Raw genomic sequence first — 21,840 nt, 5'->3', positions numbered from 1 at the left:
ATGCACTGGATCGCAACCACCACGACGGAGGTTCACTCGCATGACCCAGCTGATGACCGAGCAGGGGATGGTCCGCGTGCCTGCGGGGACGTGGGTCGTCGACCCCGCGCACTCCAGCGTCGCCTTCGAGGTCAAGCACATGATGATCTCCACCGTCCGCGGCCAGTTCCGGGAGTTCGACGGCACGCTGCAGGCGGCCGAGGACGATCCCGCCAACTCGCGCGTGCGCGGGGCGGTCCAGGTGGCGAGCATCGACACCGGCAGCCCCGACCGCGACGAGCACCTCAGGGGCCCGGACTTCTTCGACGCCGAGCACTACCCGGAGATCACCTACACGTCGACGCGCGTCGAGCCGCTCGGCGGCCCGGACTACCGCGTGACCGGCGACCTCACGATCAAGGGCGTCACCCGGCCGGTGACGATGGAGGCGTCGGTGGAGGGCGCCGGCGAGGACCCGTGGGGCGCCGAGCGGGTCGGCATCCGCGTGCGTGGGAAGGTCGACCGCAGGGACTTCGGGCTCAGCTGGCAGCAGCCGCTGGCCAAAGGCGGCGTCCTGGTCGGCGAAGAGGTCAGGATCCTGATCGACGTCTCGGCGGTGCGAGCGTCATGAGCGGCTCGCTGGCCGGCGGCTTCTCGAGCCCCGATCGCGGCCCGGCGGGCGCGGGCCCGATGTCGCTGCAGGCGTTCCTCGCCGCGCTCCCGCCGACAGAGGTCAAGCGCGCACGCCGGTGGCTGATCGCCGTCGGGATCGTCGCGACGATCACCGGCGTCGTCGCGATCGTCGTCCCGATCGCGGCGTCGGTGACGATGACGCTGTTCATCGGCTGGCTGCTGATGTTCTGGGGCGTCCTGGGGGCGGTGCAGGCGATCCGCGGCCCGGCGCCGCGGTCGGCCAAGGCCTGGCGGATGGTCGACGCGGTGCTCGCGTTGCTGATCGGCTTCTACCTCGTCGTGCTGCCGCTGAGCGGGACGATCACGCTGACCTTCCTGCTGGCGGTCTGGTTCTTCGGGACCGGCCTCCTGTCGCTGTGGTCGGCCTGGCAGCACCGGCACGCCGGCGGCGTGGCCTTGACCGTCGTCAACGGCGTGCTGTCGCTGATCCTCGGGCTCCTGATCGCCGTGAACCTGCCGAGCTCGGCGGCGTGGGCGATCGGGCTGCTCGTCGGCTTCTACATGCTCTGGTGGGGCACCGGCGCGCTCGTCGCCGCGTTTTTGACCAGGCGCCTGGGCCACTGACCATGTCCGTCCTCATGATGCGCTCCGTCGACCTCCCGTCCGGCGAGACGATCCCCGTCCTGGGCATGGGCACCTGGCACCTGGCCGAGGGCCGCCATCCGCCGGAGGTCGAGCTGGACACCCTGCGCACCGGCCTGGACCTCGGGATGACCCTGATCGACACCGCCGAGCTCTACGGCGACGGCGCAAGCGAGCGGCTCGTCGGCCGGGCGATCGCCGGCCGCCGCGACGACGTCTTCCTGGTCAGCAAGGTGATGCCCACCCACGCGACCTACGACGGGACGCTCGCCGCCTGCGACGCGAGCCTGCGCCGCCTGGGCACCGACCGGCTCGACATGTACCTCTTGCACTGGCCGGGCGACGTCCCGCTGGAGGAGACGGTCTCCGCGTTCGAGGAGCTCAAGCGCAGCGGGCGCATCCGCCACTGGGGCGTCAGCAACTTCGACGTCGGCGACATGAACGCGTTGACGGCGATCCCCGGCGCAAGCGGCGTCGAGACCGACCAGATCCTCTACAACCTGACACGCCGCGGCATCGAGTGGAACCTGCTGCCGGCCGCCCAGCGCGTCGGCCTGCCGATCATGGCCTACTCGCCGATCGAGCAGGGCCGGCTGGCCGGCCACCCGGTGCTGGAGGGCATCGGCCGGCGCCACCGCGCCTCCTCGACGCAGATCGCGCTGTCCTGGGTCATCTCGCACCCCGGCGTCTGTGCGATCCCCCAGGCCGGGACGCCCGAGCACGTGCGCCAGAACGGCGGCGCGCTGCGCGTCGAGCTGCGCGAGGACGACGTCGTCGAGCTCGACGCGGCCTTCCCGCCCCCGCCCCATCCGGTCCCGCTCGAAGTGCTGTAACTAGCCTCCGAAGCCGCCCAGCGGCGCGTCGGGCGTGACGGCGCAGACCAGCTTGTGGTTGATGAGCTCCCGCATCCCCAGGTCCGACAGCTCGCGCCCGTAGCCGGAGCGCTTGATGCCGCCGAACGGCAGCTCGGGCCGCGACCCCGTCGGGTGGTTGATCCACACCATGCCGCTGTCGAGGCCATCCGCCACGCGGCGCGCGCGGTCCGGGTCCTCCGCGAAGACCGAGCCGCCGAGGCCGTATGGGGAGTCGTTGGCCAGCGCGATCGCCGCCTCGTCGTCGGCTACCCGGTGAACGACCGCGACCGGCCCGAAGAGCTCCTCGCGATAGGCGCGCATGTCCGGCGTGACGCCGGTGAGGATCGTCGCCTCGACGAACGCGCCCGGGAGCTCGGGCCGCCCACCGCCGACGACGACCGTCGCGCCCTTGTCCACCGCGTCATCGACCTGCTCCATCAGCGCGTGGGCTGCCTGCTCGGAAGACAGCGGGCCGAGCGTCGTGGCCGGATCGGCGGGATCGCCGGGCCTCAGCGCGGCGAACCGGTCGCGCATGCCCGCCACGAAGTCGTCGTGGACCTCGGGCAGGACGATGAAGCGCTTGGACGCCACGCAGCTCTGCCCCATGTTCTCCAGCCGGCCGCGGACGGCCGCCTCGACCGTGCGCTGTAGGCGCACGCCGTCGAGCACGATGAACGGGTCGCTGCCGCCCAGCTCGAGCACGGCCTTCTTGAGATGGCGCCCGGCGATCTCGGCGACCGCCGCGCCGGCGCGTTCGCTGCCGGTCAGCGCCACGCCCTGCACCAGCGGGCTCTCGATCACCTGCTCGACGTCGGAGGTCGCGACGAACAGGTTGGTGTAGACGCCCTCCGGCACGCCGGCGTCGCGAAACAGCTCCTCCAGCGCCAGCGCGTTCTGCGGGCAGTTGCCGGCGTGCTTGAGCAGGATCGTGTTGCCGGCCACCAGGTTGGGAGCGGCGAACCGCACCACCTGGTAGAGCGGGTAGTTCCACGGCTCGATGCCGAGCAGCGCGCCTAGCGGCTCGCTCAGGACCACCGCGTCGCCGGCATCGGTGGCGATCGCGCGCGGCGCCGCGAAGGCCGGGCCCGCGTCACCGTAGTACCGGAGGATCCTCGCCGATAAGTCGGTCTCCTCGCCCGCGCCGTCGGTGAGCTTGCCCATCTCCAGCGTCACGAGCGCCGCGAAGCGATCGCGGCGCTCGGCGAGCAGCTCGCCGGCACGACCGACGATCGCGGCGCGCTCGCCGATGGGACGGCGCCGCCAGCGGCCGAACGCCTCGTGGGCGGCCTGCACCGCCCGATCGATCTGCTCGCCGTCGAGCGTGTCGTACTCCCGCACGCGCTCGCCGGTGTAGGGGTTGGTGGTCGCGTAGTGACCAGCGTCTGTTGCGGTTCCCATGCCCGGTGCGATAGGCCGCGGCGGCGCGGCGTCGAGCCTTGTGGCCGCGCGGACCGGCCTATCACCCGGGGCACGATGCCTGCCTACGACGACTACACCTACCCGCTCGCCCGCGCCTTCGGCTTCCTCGGCGGAATCGCGGTGGCCATCTCCACCATGATCGCCTGGTACGACCACGAGGTGGTCTTCGACACGCGCCCCATCCCGTTCGTGTTCGAGGTCCCGGTCGACCTGTGGAGCTACGACGCGCTCGCGGCCGCCCTGCTGCTCGCCGGCGGCTTGGTCGCGATGGTGCTGCTCGTGATCCCGGACACGGTGAGCCCGCGCTGGCCGAGCGCCGTCGCCGGCCTGATCGGCCTCGGCGTCACGGCCTACGCGTTGTACCGCTGCTTCGACACGCCCGACCTCGGCATCCGCACGAGCACCGCCGTGCAAGCGCGGACCTTCGTCGACGGCGGCCCGCTGCTGGCCGTCGTCGGCGGCGTGGTCATCACGCTCGGCGCGCTCGTGGTCCTCGTCGGCGCCCGTCGCGCGACGACCGTCAGGCGTGAGCGCACCCGGCCCGTCACGGGGCCACCGCCGTCCGGCGCGGCGCCGGCGTGACCCAGAGCAGCGGCTCAGTCGTCTTCCGAGCTCTCCTGCCGCCCGCCGCGCCGGCGGTAGGCCGCGTCGCGCACCGCCTGGTCGCTCTCGACGAGCGAGCCCAGCGCGCCTCCCACCGTCGCCACCGACGCCGCGAACCACGCGAGCCGCGCGTACTCGCCGACGTTCGCCGACGCGGAGACCTGCTCGTGGAAGGCGGCGGGCGGGATCGTGACCGTGGCCGCGAGCGCCAGGATGAGAACCAGCGCGAGGTAGAGCGCCGCGATGCCGATGGCCAGGGTCGTGATCGTCACGACGTTGAACAGCACGACGCGCTCGCGGGCCGCGTCGTCGTCGCTGCGCTCCCACAGGCCGTGCGCGACGACCAGCGACGCCAAGATCATCAACATGGACAACGCGCTGACCGCCACCAGCCGTGGCCAAGAGCTCGCGTGCGCGATCGTCCAGATGCCAGACGAGCTCAACGCGTAGGCCCCGGTGCCCAGGGCGGCGGTCGCCGACCGCGACAGGCGGCCCATCACCCGCCCCGGGCGATTGGCCCGGATCATGCCGGTGAGCAGACGCAGGTTGTTGCTCACCGCCAGCTGGGTGAAGCGCAGCGAGCCGTGCCGTGTGCCCTGCTTGACGGGGATCTCGGCGGCCAGCTCGGCGCTGCGGGCGCTGAGCCGCTCGTCGCGCCCGGCGTCGGTGCCGTCGTCCGCGCCCTCGCCGAGCAGCCCGCCCACGAGCTCGACCGCCGCCTCCAGCAACCGCTCCTCGACGCCGACCGCTCCGAGCGCGGGAATGCTCACGAGGCCGACACCGTGGGTGGCACTCGCCGTCGTCGCGACCGGCCGCCCGTCGACGCGCAGCGGGAGCGTCGTCAGCCCGATGCCCATCTGCCAGCCGCGATCCAGCAGGTGACGCCGCACCGTCTCCGTGAGTTCCGACGGCTTCGCCGAGGCGTCCGCGGGCTCGGTCTCGCACACCTCCGTGCGCCAGTCCGTCGCGCGGTCGACGTGCTCGCTCAGCGCCCGCGGAAGATCCTCGGCGAGCTGCTCGGCGTGGGCGCGGTCGTCGTGCGCCGCGACCACGCCGATCAGGATGCCGCGGCTCATGGCCCCACCATACGCGCGTGCGCACCACCGGATCGTGGAGCGTATGGCGCAGGACACGTTCGAGCGCCCACCCGTGCCGACGCTCTCCAGCGGCCTACCACTCAGTTCGACCTCGCGGCCCACGACCACGGATCGCGATCCGACGACGAAGGGAGCAGGACGATGGCCGGCCAGCTGAGCGGCAAGAAGGTGGCGATCCTGGCGACGGACGGCGTGGAGCGCGTCGAGCTCGAGCAGCCGCGCGGCGCGGTGACCGACGCCGGCGCGGAGGTCGAGCTGCTGTCGCTCCACGAGGGCGAGATCGCGGCGCGCGACCACGACCTCGAGGAGGCCGGCACGTTCTCCGTGGACGGCCTGGTGTCCGACGCGTCGGTCGACGACTACGACGCGCTGCTGCTGCCCGGCGGCACGGTGAACCCCGACAAGCTGCGCATGGACGACGACGCGGTCGGCTTCGTCCGGGAGTTCTTCGAGAGCGGCAAGCCGATCGGGTCGATCTGTCACGGGCCGTGGACGCTGGTCGAGGCCGGCGTCGTGGCCGGGCGCCAGCTCACGTCCTGGCCCAGCGTACGCACCGACCTGCGCAACGCGGGCGCCACCGTCCTGGACCAGGAGGTCGTCGTCGACGACGGGCTCGTGACCAGCCGCAGCCCCGACGACCTGCCCGCGTTTTGCGCGAAGATCGTCGAGGAGTTCGCCGAGGGGCGCCACGCAAACCGCACCGTCGAAGCGGCCGCGTCATGAAGGCCGTCGTCTATGACGGGCCGCGCGACGTGTCGGTCAAGCAGGTCGACGACCCGCGCATCGAGCAGCCGACGGACGCGCTGGTCAAGATCACGACCACCAACATCTGCGGGTCGGACCTGCACATGTACGAGGGTCGCACCGACTTCGAGCAGGGGCGGGTCTTCGGCCACGAGAACCTCGGCCAGGTCGTCGAGGTCGGCAAGGGCGTCGGGCGCCTGCAGGTCGGCGACTGGGTGTGCCTGCCGTTCAACGTGGCGTGCGGGTTCTGCGCGAACTGCAATCGCGGACTGACGAACTACTGCCTGACCGCGCAGCCCGGTGAGAACATGGCCGGCGCCGCCTACGGGTTCGCCGACATGGGGCCGTGGCAGGGCGGGCAGGCCGAGATGCTGCGCGTTCCGTGGGCCGACTTCAACGCGTTGCGGCTGCCCGAGGACGCCGAGGACAAGCAGGACGACTACGTCATGGTCGCCGACATCTTCCCGACGGGCTGGCACGCCACCGAGATGGCCGGCCTGCAGTCCGGGGAGTCGATCGTCATCTACGGCGGCGGGCCGGTCGGCCTGATGGCGGCCTACTCGGCGACGATCAAGGGCGCCTGCAAGGTCATGGTCGTCGACCGGCATCCCGACCGGCTGCGCCTGGCCGAGTCGATCGGCTGCGTCGCGATCGACGACTCCAAGGAGGACCCGGTCGAGCGCGTGCTGGAAGAGACGGACGGCCTCGGCGCGCACCGTGGCTGCGAGTGCGTCGGTTACCAGGCGCACGACCCGCAGGGCCACGAGCATCCCAACGACACGCTCAACAAGCTCGTTCAATCGGTGCGGTTCACCGGCGGCATCGGCGTGGTCGGCGTCTACGTCCCCGAGGACCCCGGCAGCCCGGACGACTTCGAGAAGGAGGGCAAGATCGTCTTCGACTTCGGGATGATGTGGTTCAAGGGTCAGAAGATCGGCACCGGCCAGTGCCCGGTCAAGCGCTACAACCGCCACCTGCGCAACCTCATCCACGCCGACCGGGCGCAGCCGTCGTTCATCGTCTCGCACCGCCTCGGCCTCGATGAGGCGCCCGACGCCTACGAGCACTTCGACCGCCGCGACGACGGCTGGACGAAGGTCCTGCTCAAGCCCGGGCACAACGGGGCCCACGCCCACGCCTAGCCGGATCCGCGCTCGGGTCCCTTCCCTCTCCCCCGGCCACGACGAAGGCCCCGCCACGGCGGGGCCTTCGCGCGGCCGCGCGGGCCGGCTCGCTCAGCGCTGCGCGCGTTGCGCCATCAGGTGCTCGACCTCGGCGTCGAAGAGGAGACCGGGATCGACGCCGACCTGCTCGTAGAACCCCTCGATCTCCAGGCTCACGATGCCGTGGATCCGCGACCAGGCGAGCAGGCCGAGCAGGAGGACGCCGGGGTCGCGGACCTGGTCGCCGGCGCGGACCTTGCCCCAGCGCTGGATCTCGCGGCGCAGCGCCGGCGGCTGCACCGTGGGCCCGGGCGCGTCCGGGTCGAGCTCGGCGAGCCCGGCGAGCAGGACGGCCATCGAGCGGGCCGCCGCGGGGATGATGCGCTCGGGGTCCAGCTCGCCCGAGCCGTAGGTCGAGCCGAACACGAGGCGGTAGCGCTCCGGGCTCGTCCGGCCCCACGTGCGATAGGCGACGACGGCCGCGCGCAACCGCTCCGCGGCGGAGCCGGTCGCGGCGGATGCCGCGGCCTCCAGCGTCTGGGCGAGGTCCTCGAAGCTCTCGGTCACGAGCGTCGCCAACAGCTCGTCGCGCGAGGCGAAGTAGCGGTACAGCGCCGGGCCCGACATCCCCATCGCCTTGGCGATCCCGTTGAGCGAGAGCGCCGCCGGCCCGCCCGCGGCGATCTGCTCGTAGCCGTGGCGGCGGATGTCGGCCAGCGCCTCGGCCCGGAGGCGCTCGCGGCGGGGGACGACGTCGGGATCGGGCATGCGTCACATCGTAATGGATCTCAAACTTGACAACCGATACCTCGTAGAGTTATAACCCTCTAACTCAACTAGGAGACCATCATGAAGCACGTCACCACCACATCCCCACGCACCCCGGATCCCCGCCGCTGGAAGGCGCTCTCCATCCTGGCGCTCGCCGACTTCGTCGTGATCCTCGACGCCACGATCGTCAACATCGCGCTGCCCTCGATCGGTCGCTCGCTGCACGCGTCGACCAGCAGCCTGTCCTGGGTCGTCACCGCCTACATCCTGGCCTTCGGCGGCCTGCTGCTCCTCGGCGGCCGGCTCGCCGACCTCTTCGGCCGCCGCCGGCTGTTCGTCGGCGGCCTCGCGGTCTTCGGCATCGCGTCGCTGGCCGGCGGCCTGTCGACGTCGATCGAGAGCCTGATCGCCTTCCGCGCGCTGCAGGGCGCCGGCGCCGCGGCGCTCGCCCCCGCCGCCCGCGCGCTGGTCACGACGCTCTTCGCCGAAGGCTCCGAGCGCAACAAGGCGCTGGGCATCTGGGCGGCGGTCGCGGGCTCGGGCACCGTCGTCGGGCTCATCCTCGGCGGCGTCCTCACCAGCGGCCTGGGCTGGGAGTGGGTCTTCTTCATCAACGTGCCCGTCGTGCTGGCCGCCGCCCTGCTCGCGCCGCGGCTGATCGACGAGTCGCGCGCCGAGACCACCGACCGCTCGACCGACGTCCCCGGCGCCCTGCTGGTCAGCGGCGGCCTGGTGGCGGCGCTCTACGCCATCACCCAGGCCGGCGAGGCCGGCTGGGGCTCGGCCCAGACGCTCGGCCTGCTCGCCGCCGCGAGCGCCCTCCTGGCGCTGTTCGCCGGCGTCGAGTCCCGCACGCGCTCGCCGCTGGTCCCGCCGGCGATGCTCCGCCTCGGCTCGGTCCGCGGCGCGAACCTCGCGATGGTCCTGATGTCGGCGGCGATGGTCGGGATGTTCTTCGTCCTGACGCTCTACCAGCAGCAGGTCCAGGGCTACAGCGCCATCGAGGCGGGGCTCGCGCAGGTCCCGCTCGGCGTCGTCCTGATCGGCCTCGCCGGCGCGGCCGGCCCGCTGGTCCAGCGCTTCGGCGTCAAGCCCATCCTGCTGGCCGGGCTCGTCCTCTTCGCGGGCGGCATCGCCTGGCTGGCGCAGATCACCGCCGAGGGCGGCTACCTGACCGAGGTCCTCGGCCCGAGCGTCGTCATCGGCGCGGGCCTGGCGCTGGCGTTCGTGGCGCTCACCGTCGCCTCGGCCAGCGGCGTCGCCGAGGCCAACCACGGCACGGCGGGCGGCCTGATCAACATGACCCAGCAGATCGGCGGCGCCCTCGGCCTCGCCGTCGCCACCGCCGTCGCGACCGCCGGCACCCACGGCACCGCAGACGCCGCCGCCCTGACCGACGGGTTCCGCAGCGCGCTGCTCGTCTGCGCGGGCATCGCCGCCGCGGCCGCCCTCACGACGGCGATCGCCCTGCCCGGCACCGCTCGCCGGAGGCGGGCGCGGGCCCTGGCCGCGGCCTGACGGCTCTCATGCGTCGACGAACGCGAAGGGCCCGCGACCGCGGGCCCTTCCGCTTGCCCGCGCACGCCACCGTCGTACTCCATACGCATGATCACCCGAGCACTGTTCGTGCGCCTGGAGGCGAAGGCCGGTCGTGAGGAGGAGGTCGAGTCCTTCCTGCGCGGCGCCCTGGACGCGGTCGACGCCGAGGACGGCACGCCGCTGTGGTTCGCGGTCCGCTTCGGCCCGTCGTCGTTTGCCATCTTCGACGCGTTCCCCGACGACGCGGCGCGCGAGGCCCATCTCTCGGGCAAGGTGGCGGCCGGCCTGATGGAGAACGCGCCGCAGCTGCTGGCGAGCGAGCCCACGATCGAGCGCGCCGACGTCCTGGCCAGCAAGCTCGACGTCGCGTCGGCATAGAGGCGCGATCGGGAGGGCAGCTACAACCCCGTGAGCACGAACGGCGCCGACCCGCACGCCCCGGACCACTGCGTCCGCGTCCGGGGCGCGCGCGAGAACAACCTGCGCGACGTCGACGTGGCGGTCCCGCGCAACGCGCTGGCGGTGTTCACGGGCGTGTCGGGGTCGGGCAAGTCCTCGCTGGCCTTCGGGACGATCTACGCGGAGGCCCAGCGGCGCTACTTCGAGTCGGTCGCGCCGTACGCGCGGCGGCTGCTGCAGCAGACCGGCGCGCCGAAGGTCGACGACATCGAGGGGCTCCCGCCAGCCGTCGCGTTGCAGCAGCGCCGCGGCGGGACGAGCTCGCGCTCCTCGGTCGGCACGGTCACGACGCTCTCCAACCTCCTGCGGATGCTGTTCTCGCGCGCCGGCCGCTACCCGCCTGGGGCGACCGAGGTCATGGACTCGGACTGGTTCTCGCCCAACACGGCGGTCGGCGCGTGCCCGGAGTGCCACGGGCTGGGGAAGATCCACCGGGTCACCGAGCAGACGCTCGTGCCCGACCCATCGCTCAGCATCCGTGAGCGCGCGGTGGCCGCCTGGCCGGGCGCGTGGCAGGGCCAGAACCTGCGCGACATCCTCGTCGTGCTCGGGTTCGACATCGACAAGCCGTGGCGCCGCCTGCCCAAGCGCGACCGCGACTGGATCCTCTTCACCGACGAGCAGCCCACGGTGTTCATCGACCCCGACGAGCACCCGACCGACGCCGACTACACCTACAACGGCACGTTCTCCAGCGCCGAGCGCCACGTCATGCACACGCTTGCCAACTCGCAGAGCGCCGCCATGCGCCAGCGCGCGCTGCGGTTCGTCGAGACCGTCCCCTGCCCGGTCTGCGACGGGACCGGCCTGCGGCCCGAGGCGCTGGCGGTGACGTTCGCGGGGCGCACGATCGCCGAGCTGGTCCGGATGCCGCTGACCGAGCTGACGGAGGTGCTGCGGCCGACCGCCGAGCTGGAGGACCCCGGCGCCGCCTACCTGTCGCCGGACTCGGGCGAGGCCACCGAGGTGGCGAAGATGATCGCCGCCGACCTGTGCGCGCGGATCGCGGTGCTCGCCGACCTGGGGCTCGGCTACCTGAGCCTGGACCGGACGACGACCACGCTGTCGCCGGGCGAGCTGCAGCGCCTGCGCCTGGCGACCCAGCTGCGCTCGGGGCTGTTCGGCGTCGTCTACGTGCTCGACGAGCCGTCGGCCGGCCTGCACCCCGCCGACGCCGAGCCGCTCATGACGGTGCTCGACCAGCTCAAGGCCGCGGGCAACTCGCTGTTCGTCGTCGAGCACGACATGGACGTCGTCCGGCGCGCGGACTGGGTCGTCGACGTCGGCCCGGGGGCCGGGGAGCACGGCGGTCGCGTGCTCTACAGCGGACCGGTCGACGGCCTGCAGGACGTCGAGGAGTCGGTCACCGGGCGCTACCTGTTCGGGCCGGGCATCGCGCTGCACCGCGAGCGGCGCGAGCCCTCGTCGTGGCTGTGCCTGCACCACGTGACGCGGCACAACCTCCACGACGTCGAAGCCGAGTTCCCGCTCGGCGCCCTGACCGCGGTGACCGGCGTGTCGGGGTCGGGCAAGTCGACGCTCGTCACCCAGGTGCTCGCGGGCGTCGTGGGCGACTGGCTCGGCCACGAGCCGGGCGCCGAGGACGACGCGGACGTCGAGATCGAGGACCGCGCGCAAGGGGCCGCCGCCGGCGTGCACGCGCTCGGGCTCGAGGCGTTCGACCGGCTGGTCAGCGTCGACCAGAAGCCGATCGGCCGCACCCCGCGCTCCAACCTCGCCACCTACACGGGGATGTTCGACGCGGTGCGCAAGCTGTTCGCCTCGACCGACGAGGCCCAGCGCCGCGGCTACGCGCCCGGGCGGTTCTCGTTCAACGTCCCCGGCGGACGCTGTGAGACGTGCAACGGTGAGGGATTTGTGGCGGTTGAGCTGCTGTTCCTGCCTGGCACGTACGCGCCCTGCCCGACGTGCCACGGCGCGCGCTACGAGCCCGAGACGCTCGAGATCCGCGTGCGCGGCCGATCGATCGCCGACGTGCTCGGCATGACCGTCGACGAGGCGGCCGAGTTCCTCGCCGACCTGCCGAGCGCGACGCGCAGCCTTCAGACGCTGCGCGAGGTCGGGCTGGGCTACCTGCGGCTCGGCCAGCCGGCCACCGAGCTGTCCGGCGGCGAGGCGCAGCGCATCAAGCTCGCGACCGAGCTGCAGCGCGGCCGTCGCGGTCACTCGCTCTACCTGCTCGACGAGCCGACGACCGGGCTGCACCCCAGCGACGTCGAGCTGCTGCTGGCCCAGCTGCACCGGCTCGTCGACGCCGGCAACACCGTCGTGGTCGTAGAGCACCACCTCGACGTCATCGCCGACGCCGACTGGATCATCGACCTCGGCCCCGGGGCCGGGGACCAGGGCGGCGAGATCGTCGCGACCGGCCCACCCGAAAAGGTCGCGCGGTCCAAGCGCAGCCGGACGGCGCCCTACCTGGCCGAGCGGCTGCCGACCGCCTCCGCGCGCTGAGCCGCTTCGACCGTCGGCGCGATGCGCGATAGCAGCGTCTGGGCCGCGGCGATGACCAGACCGCGGTCATAGACGATGGCGAAGTCGAAGCGCCGCTCCTGGTCTGGCCCGTCGTCTCCGAGGTCCTTAGCCACGAGCGCGCCGGCGAAGTGCGGGCCGAGCACGACGACGCTCCACTCGCCGGCCAGCGGATCCCCGGCATCGATTTGCGCGCCGCGCACGCCCGCCACGGGCTCCTCCCCCAGGCCGACGCCGAGCGCGGCGACGAGGCTCGCGCCGCGGGCCAGCGTTTCGTAGCGGCGCACGGTCTTGGGCGTGAAGTGCTTGACGTCCTGGAAGGCGGAGAGGATCACCGCGCCCTCGCCGATCCGCAGCGCGCGGTGCTCGAGGTGATGGCTCATCGGCAGCAGCAGGCTCTTGGTCGCCTGGGCCGTCGCCCGCTCCGCGGTGACGACCTCGAAGGGCGTCTGGCCCGTGCGCCGCGCGCCGTGCGCGCGACGCGCCAGGGTGTTGGATCCGCAGCGCGGTCGCAGCGGGCCGGGGCGCCCCCAGTGCCAGCCCTGGCCCAGCGTCGCGCCGAGCGTCCGGGCGACGGCGAGGTGCTGCTCGTTCTCGATGCCCTCCGCCAGGATCTGCGCGCCGCTGCGCTCGTGCTCATGGGCCACCGCGCTGACGATCGCGGCCTGGTCGGTCGAGGGTCGGTCCTGGACGAGGCTGAGGTCGAGCTTGATGACGTCCGGGGCGACGAGGGGCAGCAGCGCCAGCGAGCGGACGTCGGCGCCGAGGTCGTCGAGTGCGATCCCCCGGCCGTTGGCGCGGTGCTCGCCGATCGTGCGGACCAGCTCGGCCGGGCGGTCGGTCACCGCCCGCTCGGTGATCTCCAGGACGAGGTCGAGCTCGCGCTCGGCGCGCTCCCAGACGGCGCGGTGCTCCTCCGGGCACGGCGTCCCGATCGCCAGCGGCTCGCAGTTGAGGAACAACGTGGCGGTCCGGCCGAGCCGCGCGTCGAACGCCGCCTGGACGGCGACCGCACGGCACAGCCAGTCGAGTTCGGCGATCCGGCCGGCGGCCGTGGCCGCGGCGAAGAGCCGGTCCGGGCGCTGCAGCGGCGACCCCTCGGGCCCGCGCGCGAGCGCCTCGTAGGCCACCACGTCGCCGCTGACGATCTCGACGATCGGCTGGAAGACGGCGGTGAGGTCGCGCTCGGCGATGATGCGCTCGAGCTCGCCGGCCGCGGCGGCCGGATCGAAGTCGTCGTCGACCTTGCCGCGCTCGTCCCTGACGCGCGAGTGGTGCACGTGGAAGCGATCCTTGCCGCCGGCCTTGGCGACGTACATCGCCGCGTCGGCGTGGCGCAGGAGGTCCTCGGCGGTGACGGCGTCGCGCGGGAACGTCGAGACGCCCACGCTGGCTCGCACCTCCAACGGCACGCCGTCGACGTCCAGCGGCTCGTGCAGCGCGGTGATGACGCGCGCGGCGAGGTCGGTCGCGACCCCGGCGACGTCGGCTGCGACATCGCGGATCAGCAGCGTGAACTCGTCGCCGCCCGGTCGCGCCAGCAGGTCTTGCGGCCGCACCACGGAGCGGAGCCGGTGCGCCACGGCGCGCAGCAGCGCGTCGCCGGCCAGGTGGCCGTGGCTGTCGTTGATGCGCTTGAAGTCGTCGAGGTCGACGAACAGCAGCGCCAGCTCGGTGCTCTCGGCGCGAGCGCGCCGCAGCGCCGCCTGTAGCTCGGCGTGCAGCGAGGCGCGGTTGGCCAGGTCGGTGAGCGTGTCGAAGTAGGCGAGCTGGTGGATCCGCGCCGCGGACTCGATCCGGTCGGTGACGTCCTTCTGGACGCCGAGGTACTGGACGAGCCGGCCGTCAGCGTCGCGTTGCGGCGCAAGGGCGACCTCGTTCCAGAACGGCGTGCCGTCGGCCCGGTAGTTGACCATCGTGACGTAGGCGTCGCGCCCGGCGGCCAACGCCTCGCGCAGCAGCGCGACCGACCGCGGATCGGTCTCCGGACCCTGCAGGACGGCGCAGCTGCGACCGACGATGTCCTCGGCGCGATGGCCGGTCAGCTGCTCGAACCCTGGGCTCACGTACGTCAACGGGAACCCGGCCTTCGTCGCGTCGGCGATGACGACGCCGGCGATGTCCTTGGCATCACTACCCATACGCAGTTAGGTCGGCCGCCACGCCCGGTGGCCGCAATTGCGCCGCGCCCGGATGACCGCGCTCGAACCACAAGTCATGTAATGACGTTATATGTAGTATCGGCGTTATGGGCTCCGGTCGCACCTCTCCTCGCCACGTCGAGCGCAAGGCCGAGACACGCCGCGAGCTCGTCCGCTCCGCCGCGACGGTGTTCGCCGAAGAGGGGTTCCACGGCGCGTCGCTGCAGCAGATCGCGGCCACCGCCGGGTTTACCACGGGGGCGATCTACGGCCACTTCGGCGGCAAGGACGAGCTGTTCCTGGCGGTCTTCGAGTCCTTCGCGGAGACCCGGGTCGCCGAGATGAGCGTGATCGAGGACGGCCCGGAGCCGGACCCGGCGGCGCGCGCGCGGGCGCTGGCCGACCAGTGGATGGCCCGCCAGGATCAGGACCCGGCGTTCTTGGTGGTCACGATGGAGTTCTTCGCCCACGCCTTGCGGCGTCCTGCGTTGTTGAAGGCCTTCGCCGAGCGCCAGGCGCTCGTGCGGCAGGAGACCGAGCGGGTCCTCGTCGCCGACGCCGCGCAGGCCGGCGCGCAGCTGCCGCTCCCCGCGAAGGAGCTCGCCGCCGTGCTGCGCGAGCTCGGGGTCGGCCTCACGCTGGCGCGCCTGGCCGACCCCGACGCGATCCCCGCGCGCCTCTACGGCAAGTTCGTCGAGGCGCTCTACCGGCTGATGCTCACCGGCCCGCCACCAGCCGTAGACGCCCCTCAGGAGGGCCCGACCCCATGACCCCGCGGCCCACCGTCACGCTGGACGTCCTGCTCACCGCGCGGCTGCCGACGCCACATGGCTACGTCTACCGGGCGCCGGGCGGAAGGCTGGCGCGGCTGCGCGCCGGCCTGCGGGTCGGCCCCGACGCGCTGCTCAGCCCGTGCCTGGCGTTCGTCGTCGGCCACCCCACCGCCGGGACGATCCTGATCGACACGGGCCTGCATCCCGCCGCCCTCGCCGATCCGGCCGCCGACTTCGGGTTCCCCATGCGGCTGCTCTTCGCGGGCCTGCGGCCCGAGGCGCCCGCGTTCGACGCCCAGCTCCGAGAGCTCGGCGTCGATCCCGCCGGCGTCGCCCACGTGGTCATGACCCACCTGCACGTCGACCACACGAGCGGCATGCGCCTGCTGCCACAGGCGACCTTCACCTGCGACCGGCGCGAATGGGCGGCCACCCGGCGCCGGTTCGCCGCGGCGCGCGGCTACGTCGCCCGCCACCTCCCGCCCGCGTCGCGGATGCGGTTGGTGGACCTCGATCGCGACGGCCTCCCCCACGGGCCGTTCGCCAAGACCATCGACCTGCTCGGCGACGGGACGATCCGCTTGATCTCGACCCCCGGCCACACGCCGGGCCATCTTTCGGTCCTGCTCACCGTCACCGACCGGCCGCCCGTGCTGATCGCCGGCGACGCCGCCTACACCCTCACCGCCATCGACCAGCTCGCCCTCCCGATGATCACCGACGACGACCACGCGTCTCGCCGAACGCTGACTGAGCTGCGCGCCTTCCGCCACGAGCATCCCGAGGCGCTCGTCGTCCCCAGCCACGACCCTTCGGCCTGGCACGCGCTCGCCACCCCGCCCACGCGCCTGGCCTAGGTCTCACGCGGCAGTAATGGCGTGTCCATCGGCTCGGTCCCCGTACTAGCTACCAGGAGATCGCGCCCAAGGTCGAGGAGCTCTTCGAGCGCTACGGCCTACCTCGCGCTGTTCAACCAGGCGACGCGCAAGGCTGCCGAGGCCGTCGCGGCCTGTGAGGCTGGCGCTATGCGCCGCGTCGCGTTTGGACCGTGCGGCCCTCGGACATTCCCCTTTTCGCGCAAGGGACTCCCCGGCCCTCGCCGCCTTCTGATGAGCGCCATCTCCCTCAAGCTCTACGTCGTTAGCGGCACCTTGTCGTCAGACCGCGCGGTGGCCGCGATCGAGCGGTTGCGCGCGGCGTTGCCGGGCGAGGTCACCGTCGAGGTCGTCGATCTCGGCGAGCATCCCGAGGTCGCCGAGGCCGAGCGCATCATCGCCACGCCGATGCTGGTGCGCCTCGCGCCCGAGCCCGTGCGGCGCGTCGTGGGTGACCTGTCCGACCTCGACCGGGTCCTCTGGGGTCTGGGGCTTGGAGCCGAATGAGCATGGATGCCGTCGAAGTCGCCCGCGCCACGTCGGGCATCGAAGGCCTAGATCCGGTCACGGGCGGCGGCCTGCCGAGCGGCCGCGTGACGCTGGTCTCCGGCACCGCCGGCAGCGGCAAGACCCTGCTCGCCGTCCAGTTCTTGGTCGCCGGAATCGTCGACGGCGACGAGCCCGGCGTGTTCGTCACCTTCGAGGAGCGCCCTCAGGAGATCGCCCGGAACTTCCGCTCCTTCGGCTGGGACATCGAAGGCTGGCAGGACGAGGGGAAGTGGGCGTTCGTCGACGCCTCGCCTGATCTCTCCGACGAGTTGGTCGTGGCCGGCGAGTACGACTTGTCGTCCTTGGTCGCGCGCGTCCGTCACGCCGTTGAGGAGGCGGGCGCGCGGCGCGTTGCGATCGACTCCACCGGCTCGCTGATCGACCAGTTCGGCAACATGCAGATCGCCCGGCGGGCGCTGCTGCAGATCGCCGCCGGACTCCAGGACCTCGACGTCACGACGGTGATGACGGCCGAGCGCCCCGACGACTTCGGCCCGATCTCGCGCTTCGGCTTCGAGGAGTTCGTCGCCGACAACGTCCTGATCCTGCGCAACGTCCTGGCCGACGAAAAGCGCCGCCGCACCCTGGAGGTCCTCAAGCTGCGCGGCGGCTCGCACCTCAAGGGCGAGCACCTGTTCACCATCAAGGCCGGCCGCGGCATGATCGTCGTGCCCCAGGAAGTCCTGAACTTCGGCTACGCCTCCTCGCACGACCGACTGCCCTCCGGCATCGCCGAGCTCGACGCCATGACCCACGGCGGCTTCCTCGCCCGGTCGCTGATCCTCGCCTCAGGACCGACCGGCGTCGGCAAGTCGCTGCTGGCCACCCAGTTCGTCGTCGGCGGCATCGAGCGGGAGGACCGCGGCCTGCTGTTCTCCTTTGAGGAGTCCCGCGATCAACTGGTCCGCAACGCCGAGTCGTGGGGTCTGGACTTCGAGCGCCTCGAGGCCGAGGAGAAGCTGCGGATCGTCGCCCAGGCCCCGGAGGCGGCGTCGCTGGAGGATCACCTCCTGCACCTCAAGACCGAGATGGCGGACTTCAAACCCGACCGGATCGCCATCGACAGCCTCTCGGCGCTGCACCGCGTCGCGAGCATGAAGAGCTTCCGCGAGTACCTGATGGGGTTGAGCTTCCACATCAAGGCCAGCTCGTTGTTGGGGTTGATGACCGCGACCTCCGACGACGGCTCCGACCTCAGCGGCGGCCTGCACATGTCCACCGTCGCCGACGCGATCGTCGTCATGCAGTACGTCGCCGACCACGGCCGCGTCGGCCGCGCGATCAACGTCCTCAAGGTCCGCGGCTCCGACCACGACAAGGACATCCGCGGCTTCACGATCGACGACGCCGGCATGCGGATCGGGGAGCGGCTGGACCTGCGCAACTGGAACGTCCTGCCCGAGGTCCACTAGGTGGAAGGGGTCAAGCGACACGACGTCGAGCACATCGACGACCACACCGCCGTCATCACCCTGCACCCCGACGCCGGCACGAGTGCGGGCGAGCACGTCCGCACCTTGCTCAGCGACCTGCTCGCGCAAGGCGTCAACCGCCTCGTCATCGACCTGCGCGGCCCACAGATGCTCAACTCCAAGGTCCTCGACGCCCTCGTACGCAGCGCCGGCAGCCTCCACCCCCGCGACGGAGCCGGCCTCGCCGTGATCACCGAGCAGCAGTACGTCCGCACGATCCTCCAGATCACCGCGACCGGCGGGATGCTCTACGTCGCCGAGAGCCGGGACGAGGCGCTCGACGCTCTCCCGCCGCGCCAGACCTAGTCGAAGAGGCCGGGCGCGCAGCCCGACGCCGAGCTCCGGGGACGGGTACAGCCAATGGCTTCTGCCGGGCGTCGGTCCATGCCTGATCGACGAGCCGCGGACGCCGTCCGCGTTCGGCGTCATCAGGGAAGTTGTCGTGGATCCACCGGCGGAAGGGCAGCACGTGCCACGGGGAGCCGGTCTCCTGCCCTAAGAGGTCGGGCAACGAGTGGCCTTCCTCGACCGATGCCAGCAACAGCTCGAGCTCATGGCTGTCGATGATGCTCAGCGGCGCGATGCGCGGGTTCGAGAACGCGTCCGGATGTATCGCCTCGATGTGCGCCCAGAGCGGCTCGGCGACCGGGAGGCTTTCGGCCACGACGATCATCGGCCACACGCGCTTCATCGACTGAAGGCACGCCCAACCCAGATGCCTTGAGCGCAGCCAGATGAGGATGTAGTTTCCCCTGAGCGATGTGGGATCGCGCACCACTAGGCCGAGGCCTGGTTGTTCAAAGTACAGATTGTTCAGGGGAACTGATGGGCAAGGTCTGGTTGCTGTCGCTGGTCGCATTGGCGTGTGCGGCGAGTTTCGTGGTTGTTGACGTGGCGCCGGCGCAGACCGCGCAGCTCCCTGAGGTCGTCGAGGACAACATCGAGGGCGTGGCTCAGTTCTACGCCGATCAGAGCGGCACGAACGTCGCCGACTGCGGCCCAGCGTGCAGAGACCTGAAGGCCGACTATGAGCGACCGGCGACCGTAGACCAGGATCCGGTGCGTCCCGGTGTCGTCAAGTCGTTCATCGACGCCAGCCCTGGCACATTCGCCGGGCTCAAGCGCGTATGGAGCCTCGTTAACGCAAGCGACTTCCTCGCGGGCGGCGCTGTCGGAGCCTTGACGGTCGCGAACTACTACGTCTGGAAGATCGGGGTCTACGGACCTATTAAGCGCGCGTTGTTCGTAAGCATCCCCAAGCAGGTCATCGACGGCGGCGTCAGCCTGCGCTTCTCCGATGGCGGCGACACCAGCCCGTTTCTGTACTCGGGCTTTGACAATCCCGATCCGATCCCCGTTGGGTGGATCTTCTGGAACCCGAGCCTGTGGGCGATCCAGTGGACGACGATCACCCCCACGACGCCCGGCGGCTCATTCAACTGCCAGCCCTTCGGCAGCCCGATGACCGTCCCGGCGCACTTCATCGAGTACACGTGGCACTGGAACCGCTGCGACGGCTACGCCGGCACCGTTCACGCTCACGGGATCAAGTACGACCTGCGTTACGCCTTCCAGTCCCAACCCGGCGTGGAGTCGATGAACTTCCCCGACACCTCCACGTTCGCCAACGCGAACTCGCTGACGCTCGAGGAGATCGAGGAGCGTCTGCGAGCGATGCTGGCCTCCGACGATCCGGATTACAAAGTGATCCCCGACTTTCTGTGCGCCGCCCTCGGCGGCCCTTGCAAGAACCCCAAGGATCGCTACCCCACCACCCCCGACTGTACGGGCATGACCGCCACAGCCTGCACCCAGCTCTTCCGCGACGCGGGCTTCGTCGGAGACATCACCACCCAGACCCTGAGCGCCGACCAGGCCGTGATGGAGACCCCTGCCGGGAAGGTCACCGCCACCTATCCGCACGAAGGCATCGAGATCGCCGCGCCGCGAGCGATCCGCCTCTACGTCAACCCCGACCCGATGCCGACCATGACCACCACCCAGCTGTCGCTGGCCGACACGCTGGAGACCCAGAACCCAACCACGGTCAACGACTCCAACAAGCGCACACTGGCCAGAACCTGCAGTGAGGACATGAACGCGGCGGGGCGCCCGGCCAGCGAGTGCCTCGCCCTGCCGATGCTGGTCATGGGCAATGACCAGGAGACCCCGGCACGTAACGCTCTGCAGGGCCTGCTGCGCAACCCGGCCTGGGTGGTGCTCAACGCGCGCGTGTCCAAGGGCCTCAACCGCAACAACTGGTACGGCAACCTCGGCGAGCCCGCCCCTGGCTGCCTGACCGACGAACGCAAGCCGTCCACGGCCAGCTGCGACGAATACCCGTTCTGGTCCACACTGCAGGCACACAATGGAACGCTCAGCTTTCCCGGTCTTGAGTCGAGCATCCGCTGGGCCCCGAGGGAAGAGCAAACCCTCCAAGCCAAGGTGATCAACCAGTTCTTCAGCGAGAACAGCGCAGGAGAGAAAATGTGGTTTCACGGCTGCGGCATCGTCAAGCAGCCCCCGACCGACATCGCCCCTACCCTCGCGTCGGCCTTCATCGTGATGCCCTTGCCCTTCAGCAGCCACATCAAGAGCACCGGTGTCTGCAACAAGGTCGTGCCCACCGACAACACGCCCGACCCGACCGAGGACCCCGACCCGTGACCCAGCTTCTCGACGATCAGGTCCTGGACGAGTTCACCCGAGCGCTGACGTCGGCCAACGCCGCGATCACCCGCAACTGGGCGCCAGGGCTCAGCGACGCCGAGATCGACGCGCTCCTGCAACCCCACAGCCTCGACCTCCCCGAAGAGGCCCGGCGCTGGTGGCGATGGCACAACGGCTACCTCGAGGGCACCCGCCCGCCGAAGGCCGACATCATGCCTCGGCGCGTCCTGATCGGCCTCGAAGAGACGCTCGCCTTCTATGCAGAGACGAAGGACACCGATCGCGACGTCTACGGCGCCGACCGCTGGCTGGCCCCCGTCTCCGACGTGCCCAGGCTCTGGTTCGCCTGCAACGTAGCCATCCACGAACCCGTACCGATCTACATGCAAGAAGACGTCGACGACCCCGAACCCGTCCTGCCCTCGATCGGCGAGCTGGTCAAGCTCTGGACCGAGCTGATCGACACCTCCGTCTTCACCGCTGACGCCAATGGCGATTGGGAGTGGGACTTCGACAAGATCCCCCAACACATCCGTGAGCTCGGCGTCTACTAGGCCGGCAGCAGCGCACGAAGGCAGCCTGTTGGCCCGTGGGCCGGATCGCGGCTCGGGCAGCGCGCCCGATAACGCGGATTTACGGAGACCGCCAAGCGAGGCCGGCGTCAGGCGTCACCGGCGACGCCCCAAGGCCACGAGGTCTGCCTCCTGCCTCGGAAGGATCTCGACGCCGTCGGTGCACCGACGTCCCGCCTCGCCCTCGGACGAGGCGCGACCGCTCACGGCATTGCGCCTTGGGCTTGTGAGAGGGCCACACGCCGGAAGCCATCCACCGTCACCAGCGTCACAGGCACCCCGACCGTAACCGACATCATCAGACCGGAGTCCTTCACCACGCTTGACCCAACGGGCGAGGGACACCGCCCTTGACGTCCGGCATGTTCTGCGACCCTGGCTCTGGATCGGAG

21 protein-coding genes are annotated in these 21,840 nt (G+C 71.3%); 17 read left to right on the top strand and 4 right to left on the bottom strand.

Annotated elements, in window-relative coordinates:
- The first annotated feature begins 40 nt into the window (after window positions 1-40).
- Genes ACT01A_RS23510 through ACT01A_RS23500 form a run of 3 tightly spaced genes read left to right on the top strand, consistent with a single transcriptional unit; the run spans window position 41 to window position 2,087 of the window.
- Window positions 41-610: a YceI family protein gene (locus ACT01A_RS23510; protein WP_445149539.1), complete on the top strand. Its 570-nt coding sequence runs from the start codon at window positions 41-43 to the stop codon at window positions 608-610.
- Window positions 607-1,236 (top strand): HdeD family acid-resistance protein, encoded by a 630-nt coding sequence (locus ACT01A_RS23505; RefSeq protein ID WP_445149538.1) that lies wholly within the window; start codon window positions 607-609, stop codon window positions 1,234-1,236. Before ACT01A_RS23510 ends, ACT01A_RS23505 begins: the two co-directional genes overlap by 4 nt.
- A 2-nt stretch (window positions 1,237-1,238) precedes the next feature.
- Window positions 1,239-2,087 (top strand): aldo/keto reductase, encoded by an 849-nt coding sequence (locus ACT01A_RS23500; protein WP_445149537.1) that lies wholly within the window; start codon window positions 1,239-1,241, stop codon window positions 2,085-2,087.
- Here the strand turns inward: ACT01A_RS23500 and ACT01A_RS23495 are convergent, their stop codons facing one another.
- Window positions 2,088-3,506 carry an NAD-dependent succinate-semialdehyde dehydrogenase gene (locus ACT01A_RS23495; RefSeq protein ID WP_445149536.1) on the bottom strand — a complete coding sequence of 473 codons (1,419 nt, stop codon included), beginning with the start codon at window positions 3,504-3,506 and terminating at the stop codon, window positions 2,088-2,090.
- Between the two features lie 75 nt (window positions 3,507-3,581).
- Here ACT01A_RS23495 and ACT01A_RS23490 point away from each other — a divergent pair, with 75 nt between their 5' ends.
- On the top strand, window positions 3,582-4,109 hold the full coding sequence (locus ACT01A_RS23490; protein WP_445149535.1) for a hypothetical protein: 528 nt from the start codon (window positions 3,582-3,584) through the stop codon (window positions 4,107-4,109).
- 14 nt (window positions 4,110-4,123) lie between these two features.
- On the opposite strand, the gene ACT01A_RS23485 is transcribed toward ACT01A_RS23490, so the two are convergent.
- The gene (locus ACT01A_RS23485) at window positions 4,124-5,206 is read right to left on the bottom strand and encodes a hypothetical protein (RefSeq protein ID WP_445149534.1); all 1,083 of its coding nucleotides are present in this window, start codon (window positions 5,204-5,206) and stop codon (window positions 4,124-4,126) included.
- 162 nt (window positions 5,207-5,368) lie between these two features.
- On the opposite strand from ACT01A_RS23485, the gene ACT01A_RS23480 reads away from it, so the two are divergent.
- Together ACT01A_RS23480 and ACT01A_RS23475 are read left to right on the top strand one after the other, a co-directional pair.
- A complete protein-coding gene (locus tag ACT01A_RS23480; RefSeq protein WP_445149533.1) occupies window positions 5,369-5,950 on the top strand; it encodes a type 1 glutamine amidotransferase domain-containing protein in 582 nt (193 codons plus the stop codon).
- A complete protein-coding gene (locus ACT01A_RS23475; protein ID WP_445149532.1) occupies window positions 5,947-7,113 on the top strand; it encodes a glutathione-independent formaldehyde dehydrogenase in 1,167 nt (388 codons plus the stop codon). Before ACT01A_RS23480 ends, ACT01A_RS23475 begins: the two co-directional genes overlap by 4 nt.
- A 93-nt stretch (window positions 7,114-7,206) precedes the next feature.
- Here ACT01A_RS23475 and ACT01A_RS23470 read toward each other — a convergent pair whose 3' ends face one another.
- Window positions 7,207-7,902: a TetR/AcrR family transcriptional regulator gene (locus ACT01A_RS23470; RefSeq protein ID WP_445149531.1), complete on the bottom strand. Its 696-nt coding sequence runs from the start codon at window positions 7,900-7,902 to the stop codon at window positions 7,207-7,209.
- Window positions 7,903-7,983: 81 nt separating this feature from the next.
- On the opposite strand from ACT01A_RS23470, the gene ACT01A_RS23465 reads away from it, so the two are divergent.
- The 3 genes from ACT01A_RS23465 to uvrA all read left to right on the top strand — a co-directional run bounded on the left by ACT01A_RS23465 (window position 7,984) and on the right by uvrA (window position 12,378).
- Window positions 7,984-9,423: an MFS transporter gene (locus tag ACT01A_RS23465; protein ID WP_445149530.1), complete on the top strand. Its 1,440-nt coding sequence runs from the start codon at window positions 7,984-7,986 to the stop codon at window positions 9,421-9,423.
- An 87-nt stretch (window positions 9,424-9,510) separates the two neighbouring features.
- Complete coding sequence (locus tag ACT01A_RS23460) at window positions 9,511-9,822, top strand: putative quinol monooxygenase (protein ID WP_445149529.1); 312 nt, start codon at window positions 9,511-9,513, stop codon at window positions 9,820-9,822.
- Between the two features lie 30 nt (window positions 9,823-9,852).
- Window positions 9,853-12,378, top strand: a complete 2,526-nt coding sequence (gene uvrA, locus ACT01A_RS23455) for an excinuclease ABC subunit UvrA (RefSeq protein ID WP_445149528.1) — start codon at window positions 9,853-9,855, stop codon at window positions 12,376-12,378.
- On the opposite strand, the gene ACT01A_RS23450 is transcribed toward uvrA, so the two are convergent.
- Window positions 12,339-14,537: a diguanylate cyclase domain-containing protein gene (locus tag ACT01A_RS23450; RefSeq protein ID WP_445149527.1), complete on the bottom strand. Its 2,199-nt coding sequence runs from the start codon at window positions 14,535-14,537 to the stop codon at window positions 12,339-12,341. The genes uvrA and ACT01A_RS23450 overlap by 40 nt on opposite strands.
- Before the next feature lie 107 nt (window positions 14,538-14,644).
- On the opposite strand from ACT01A_RS23450, the gene ACT01A_RS23445 reads away from it, so the two are divergent.
- The 8 genes from ACT01A_RS23445 to ACT01A_RS23410 all read left to right on the top strand — a co-directional run bounded on the left by ACT01A_RS23445 (window position 14,645) and on the right by ACT01A_RS23410 (window position 21,430).
- The gene (locus tag ACT01A_RS23445; protein WP_445149526.1) at window positions 14,645-15,307 is read left to right on the top strand and encodes a TetR/AcrR family transcriptional regulator; all 663 of its coding nucleotides are present in this window, start codon (window positions 14,645-14,647) and stop codon (window positions 15,305-15,307) included.
- Window positions 15,304-16,167 carry an N-acyl homoserine lactonase family protein gene (locus ACT01A_RS23440; protein WP_445149525.1) on the top strand — a complete coding sequence of 288 codons (864 nt, stop codon included), beginning with the start codon at window positions 15,304-15,306 and terminating at the stop codon, window positions 16,165-16,167. Before ACT01A_RS23445 ends, ACT01A_RS23440 begins: the two co-directional genes overlap by 4 nt.
- Before the next feature lie 252 nt (window positions 16,168-16,419).
- Window positions 16,420-16,692: a circadian clock KaiB family protein gene (locus ACT01A_RS23435; RefSeq protein WP_445149524.1), complete on the top strand. Its 273-nt coding sequence runs from the start codon at window positions 16,420-16,422 to the stop codon at window positions 16,690-16,692.
- A 2-nt stretch (window positions 16,693-16,694) separates the two neighbouring features.
- A complete protein-coding gene (gene kaiC / locus ACT01A_RS23430) occupies window positions 16,695-18,146 on the top strand; it encodes a circadian clock protein KaiC (protein ID WP_445149523.1) in 1,452 nt (483 codons plus the stop codon).
- Window positions 18,147-18,512, top strand: a complete 366-nt coding sequence (locus tag ACT01A_RS23425; protein WP_445149522.1) for an STAS domain-containing protein — start codon at window positions 18,147-18,149, stop codon at window positions 18,510-18,512.
- 257 nt (window positions 18,513-18,769) lie between these two features.
- On the top strand, window positions 18,770-18,904 hold the full coding sequence (locus ACT01A_RS23420; RefSeq protein WP_445149521.1) for a hypothetical protein: 135 nt from the start codon (window positions 18,770-18,772) through the stop codon (window positions 18,902-18,904).
- Between the two features lie 127 nt (window positions 18,905-19,031).
- Window positions 19,032-20,873 (top strand): PASTA domain-containing protein, encoded by a 1,842-nt coding sequence (locus ACT01A_RS23415; protein WP_445149520.1) that lies wholly within the window; start codon window positions 19,032-19,034, stop codon window positions 20,871-20,873.
- Window positions 20,870-21,430, top strand: a complete 561-nt coding sequence (locus tag ACT01A_RS23410) for a hypothetical protein (RefSeq protein ID WP_445149519.1) — start codon at window positions 20,870-20,872, stop codon at window positions 21,428-21,430. Before ACT01A_RS23415 ends, ACT01A_RS23410 begins: the two co-directional genes overlap by 4 nt.
- Window positions 21,431-21,840: the final 410 nt, after the last annotated feature.

It is taken from the genome of Baekduia sp. Peel2402 (assembly GCF_052567285.1).
The sequence above is the reverse complement of the archived record's forward strand: the minus strand, read 5'-3'. Positions and strand labels throughout refer to the sequence as shown.

Bases quoted from the DNA above. Each gene is read 5' to 3' on its own strand.
- ACT01A_RS23510 (WP_445149539.1), top strand. From the start codon at position 41: ATGACCCAGCTGATGACCGAGCAGGGGATGGTCCGCGTGCCTGCGGGG.
- ACT01A_RS23505 (WP_445149538.1), top strand. From the start codon at position 607: ATGAGCGGCTCGCTGGCCGGCGGCTTCTCGAGCCCCGATCGCGGCCCG.
- ACT01A_RS23500 (WP_445149537.1), top strand. From the start codon at position 1,239: ATGTCCGTCCTCATGATGCGCTCCGTCGACCTCCCGTCCGGCGAGACG.
- ACT01A_RS23495 (WP_445149536.1), bottom strand. From the start codon at position 3,506: ATGGGAACCGCAACAGACGCTGGTCACTACGCGACCACCAACCCCTAC.
- ACT01A_RS23490 (WP_445149535.1), top strand. From the start codon at position 3,582: ATGCCTGCCTACGACGACTACACCTACCCGCTCGCCCGCGCCTTCGGC.
- ACT01A_RS23485 (WP_445149534.1), bottom strand. From the start codon at position 5,206: ATGAGCCGCGGCATCCTGATCGGCGTGGTCGCGGCGCACGACGACCGC.
- ACT01A_RS23480 (WP_445149533.1), top strand. From the start codon at position 5,369: ATGGCCGGCCAGCTGAGCGGCAAGAAGGTGGCGATCCTGGCGACGGAC.
- ACT01A_RS23475 (WP_445149532.1), top strand. From the start codon at position 5,947: ATGAAGGCCGTCGTCTATGACGGGCCGCGCGACGTGTCGGTCAAGCAG.
- ACT01A_RS23470 (WP_445149531.1), bottom strand. From the start codon at position 7,902: ATGCCCGATCCCGACGTCGTCCCCCGCCGCGAGCGCCTCCGGGCCGAG.
- ACT01A_RS23465 (WP_445149530.1), top strand. From the start codon at position 7,984: ATGAAGCACGTCACCACCACATCCCCACGCACCCCGGATCCCCGCCGC.
- ACT01A_RS23460 (WP_445149529.1), top strand. From the start codon at position 9,511: ATGATCACCCGAGCACTGTTCGTGCGCCTGGAGGCGAAGGCCGGTCGT.
- ACT01A_RS23450 (WP_445149527.1), bottom strand. From the start codon at position 14,537: ATGGGTAGTGATGCCAAGGACATCGCCGGCGTCGTCATCGCCGACGCG.
- ACT01A_RS23445 (WP_445149526.1), top strand. From the start codon at position 14,645: ATGGGCTCCGGTCGCACCTCTCCTCGCCACGTCGAGCGCAAGGCCGAG.
- ACT01A_RS23440 (WP_445149525.1), top strand. From the start codon at position 15,304: ATGACCCCGCGGCCCACCGTCACGCTGGACGTCCTGCTCACCGCGCGG.
- ACT01A_RS23435 (WP_445149524.1), top strand. From the start codon at position 16,420: ATGAGCGCCATCTCCCTCAAGCTCTACGTCGTTAGCGGCACCTTGTCG.
- kaiC (WP_445149523.1), top strand. From the start codon at position 16,695: ATGGATGCCGTCGAAGTCGCCCGCGCCACGTCGGGCATCGAAGGCCTA.
- ACT01A_RS23420 (WP_445149521.1), top strand. From the start codon at position 18,770: ATGATGCTCAGCGGCGCGATGCGCGGGTTCGAGAACGCGTCCGGATGT.
- ACT01A_RS23415 (WP_445149520.1), top strand. From the start codon at position 19,032: ATGGGCAAGGTCTGGTTGCTGTCGCTGGTCGCATTGGCGTGTGCGGCG.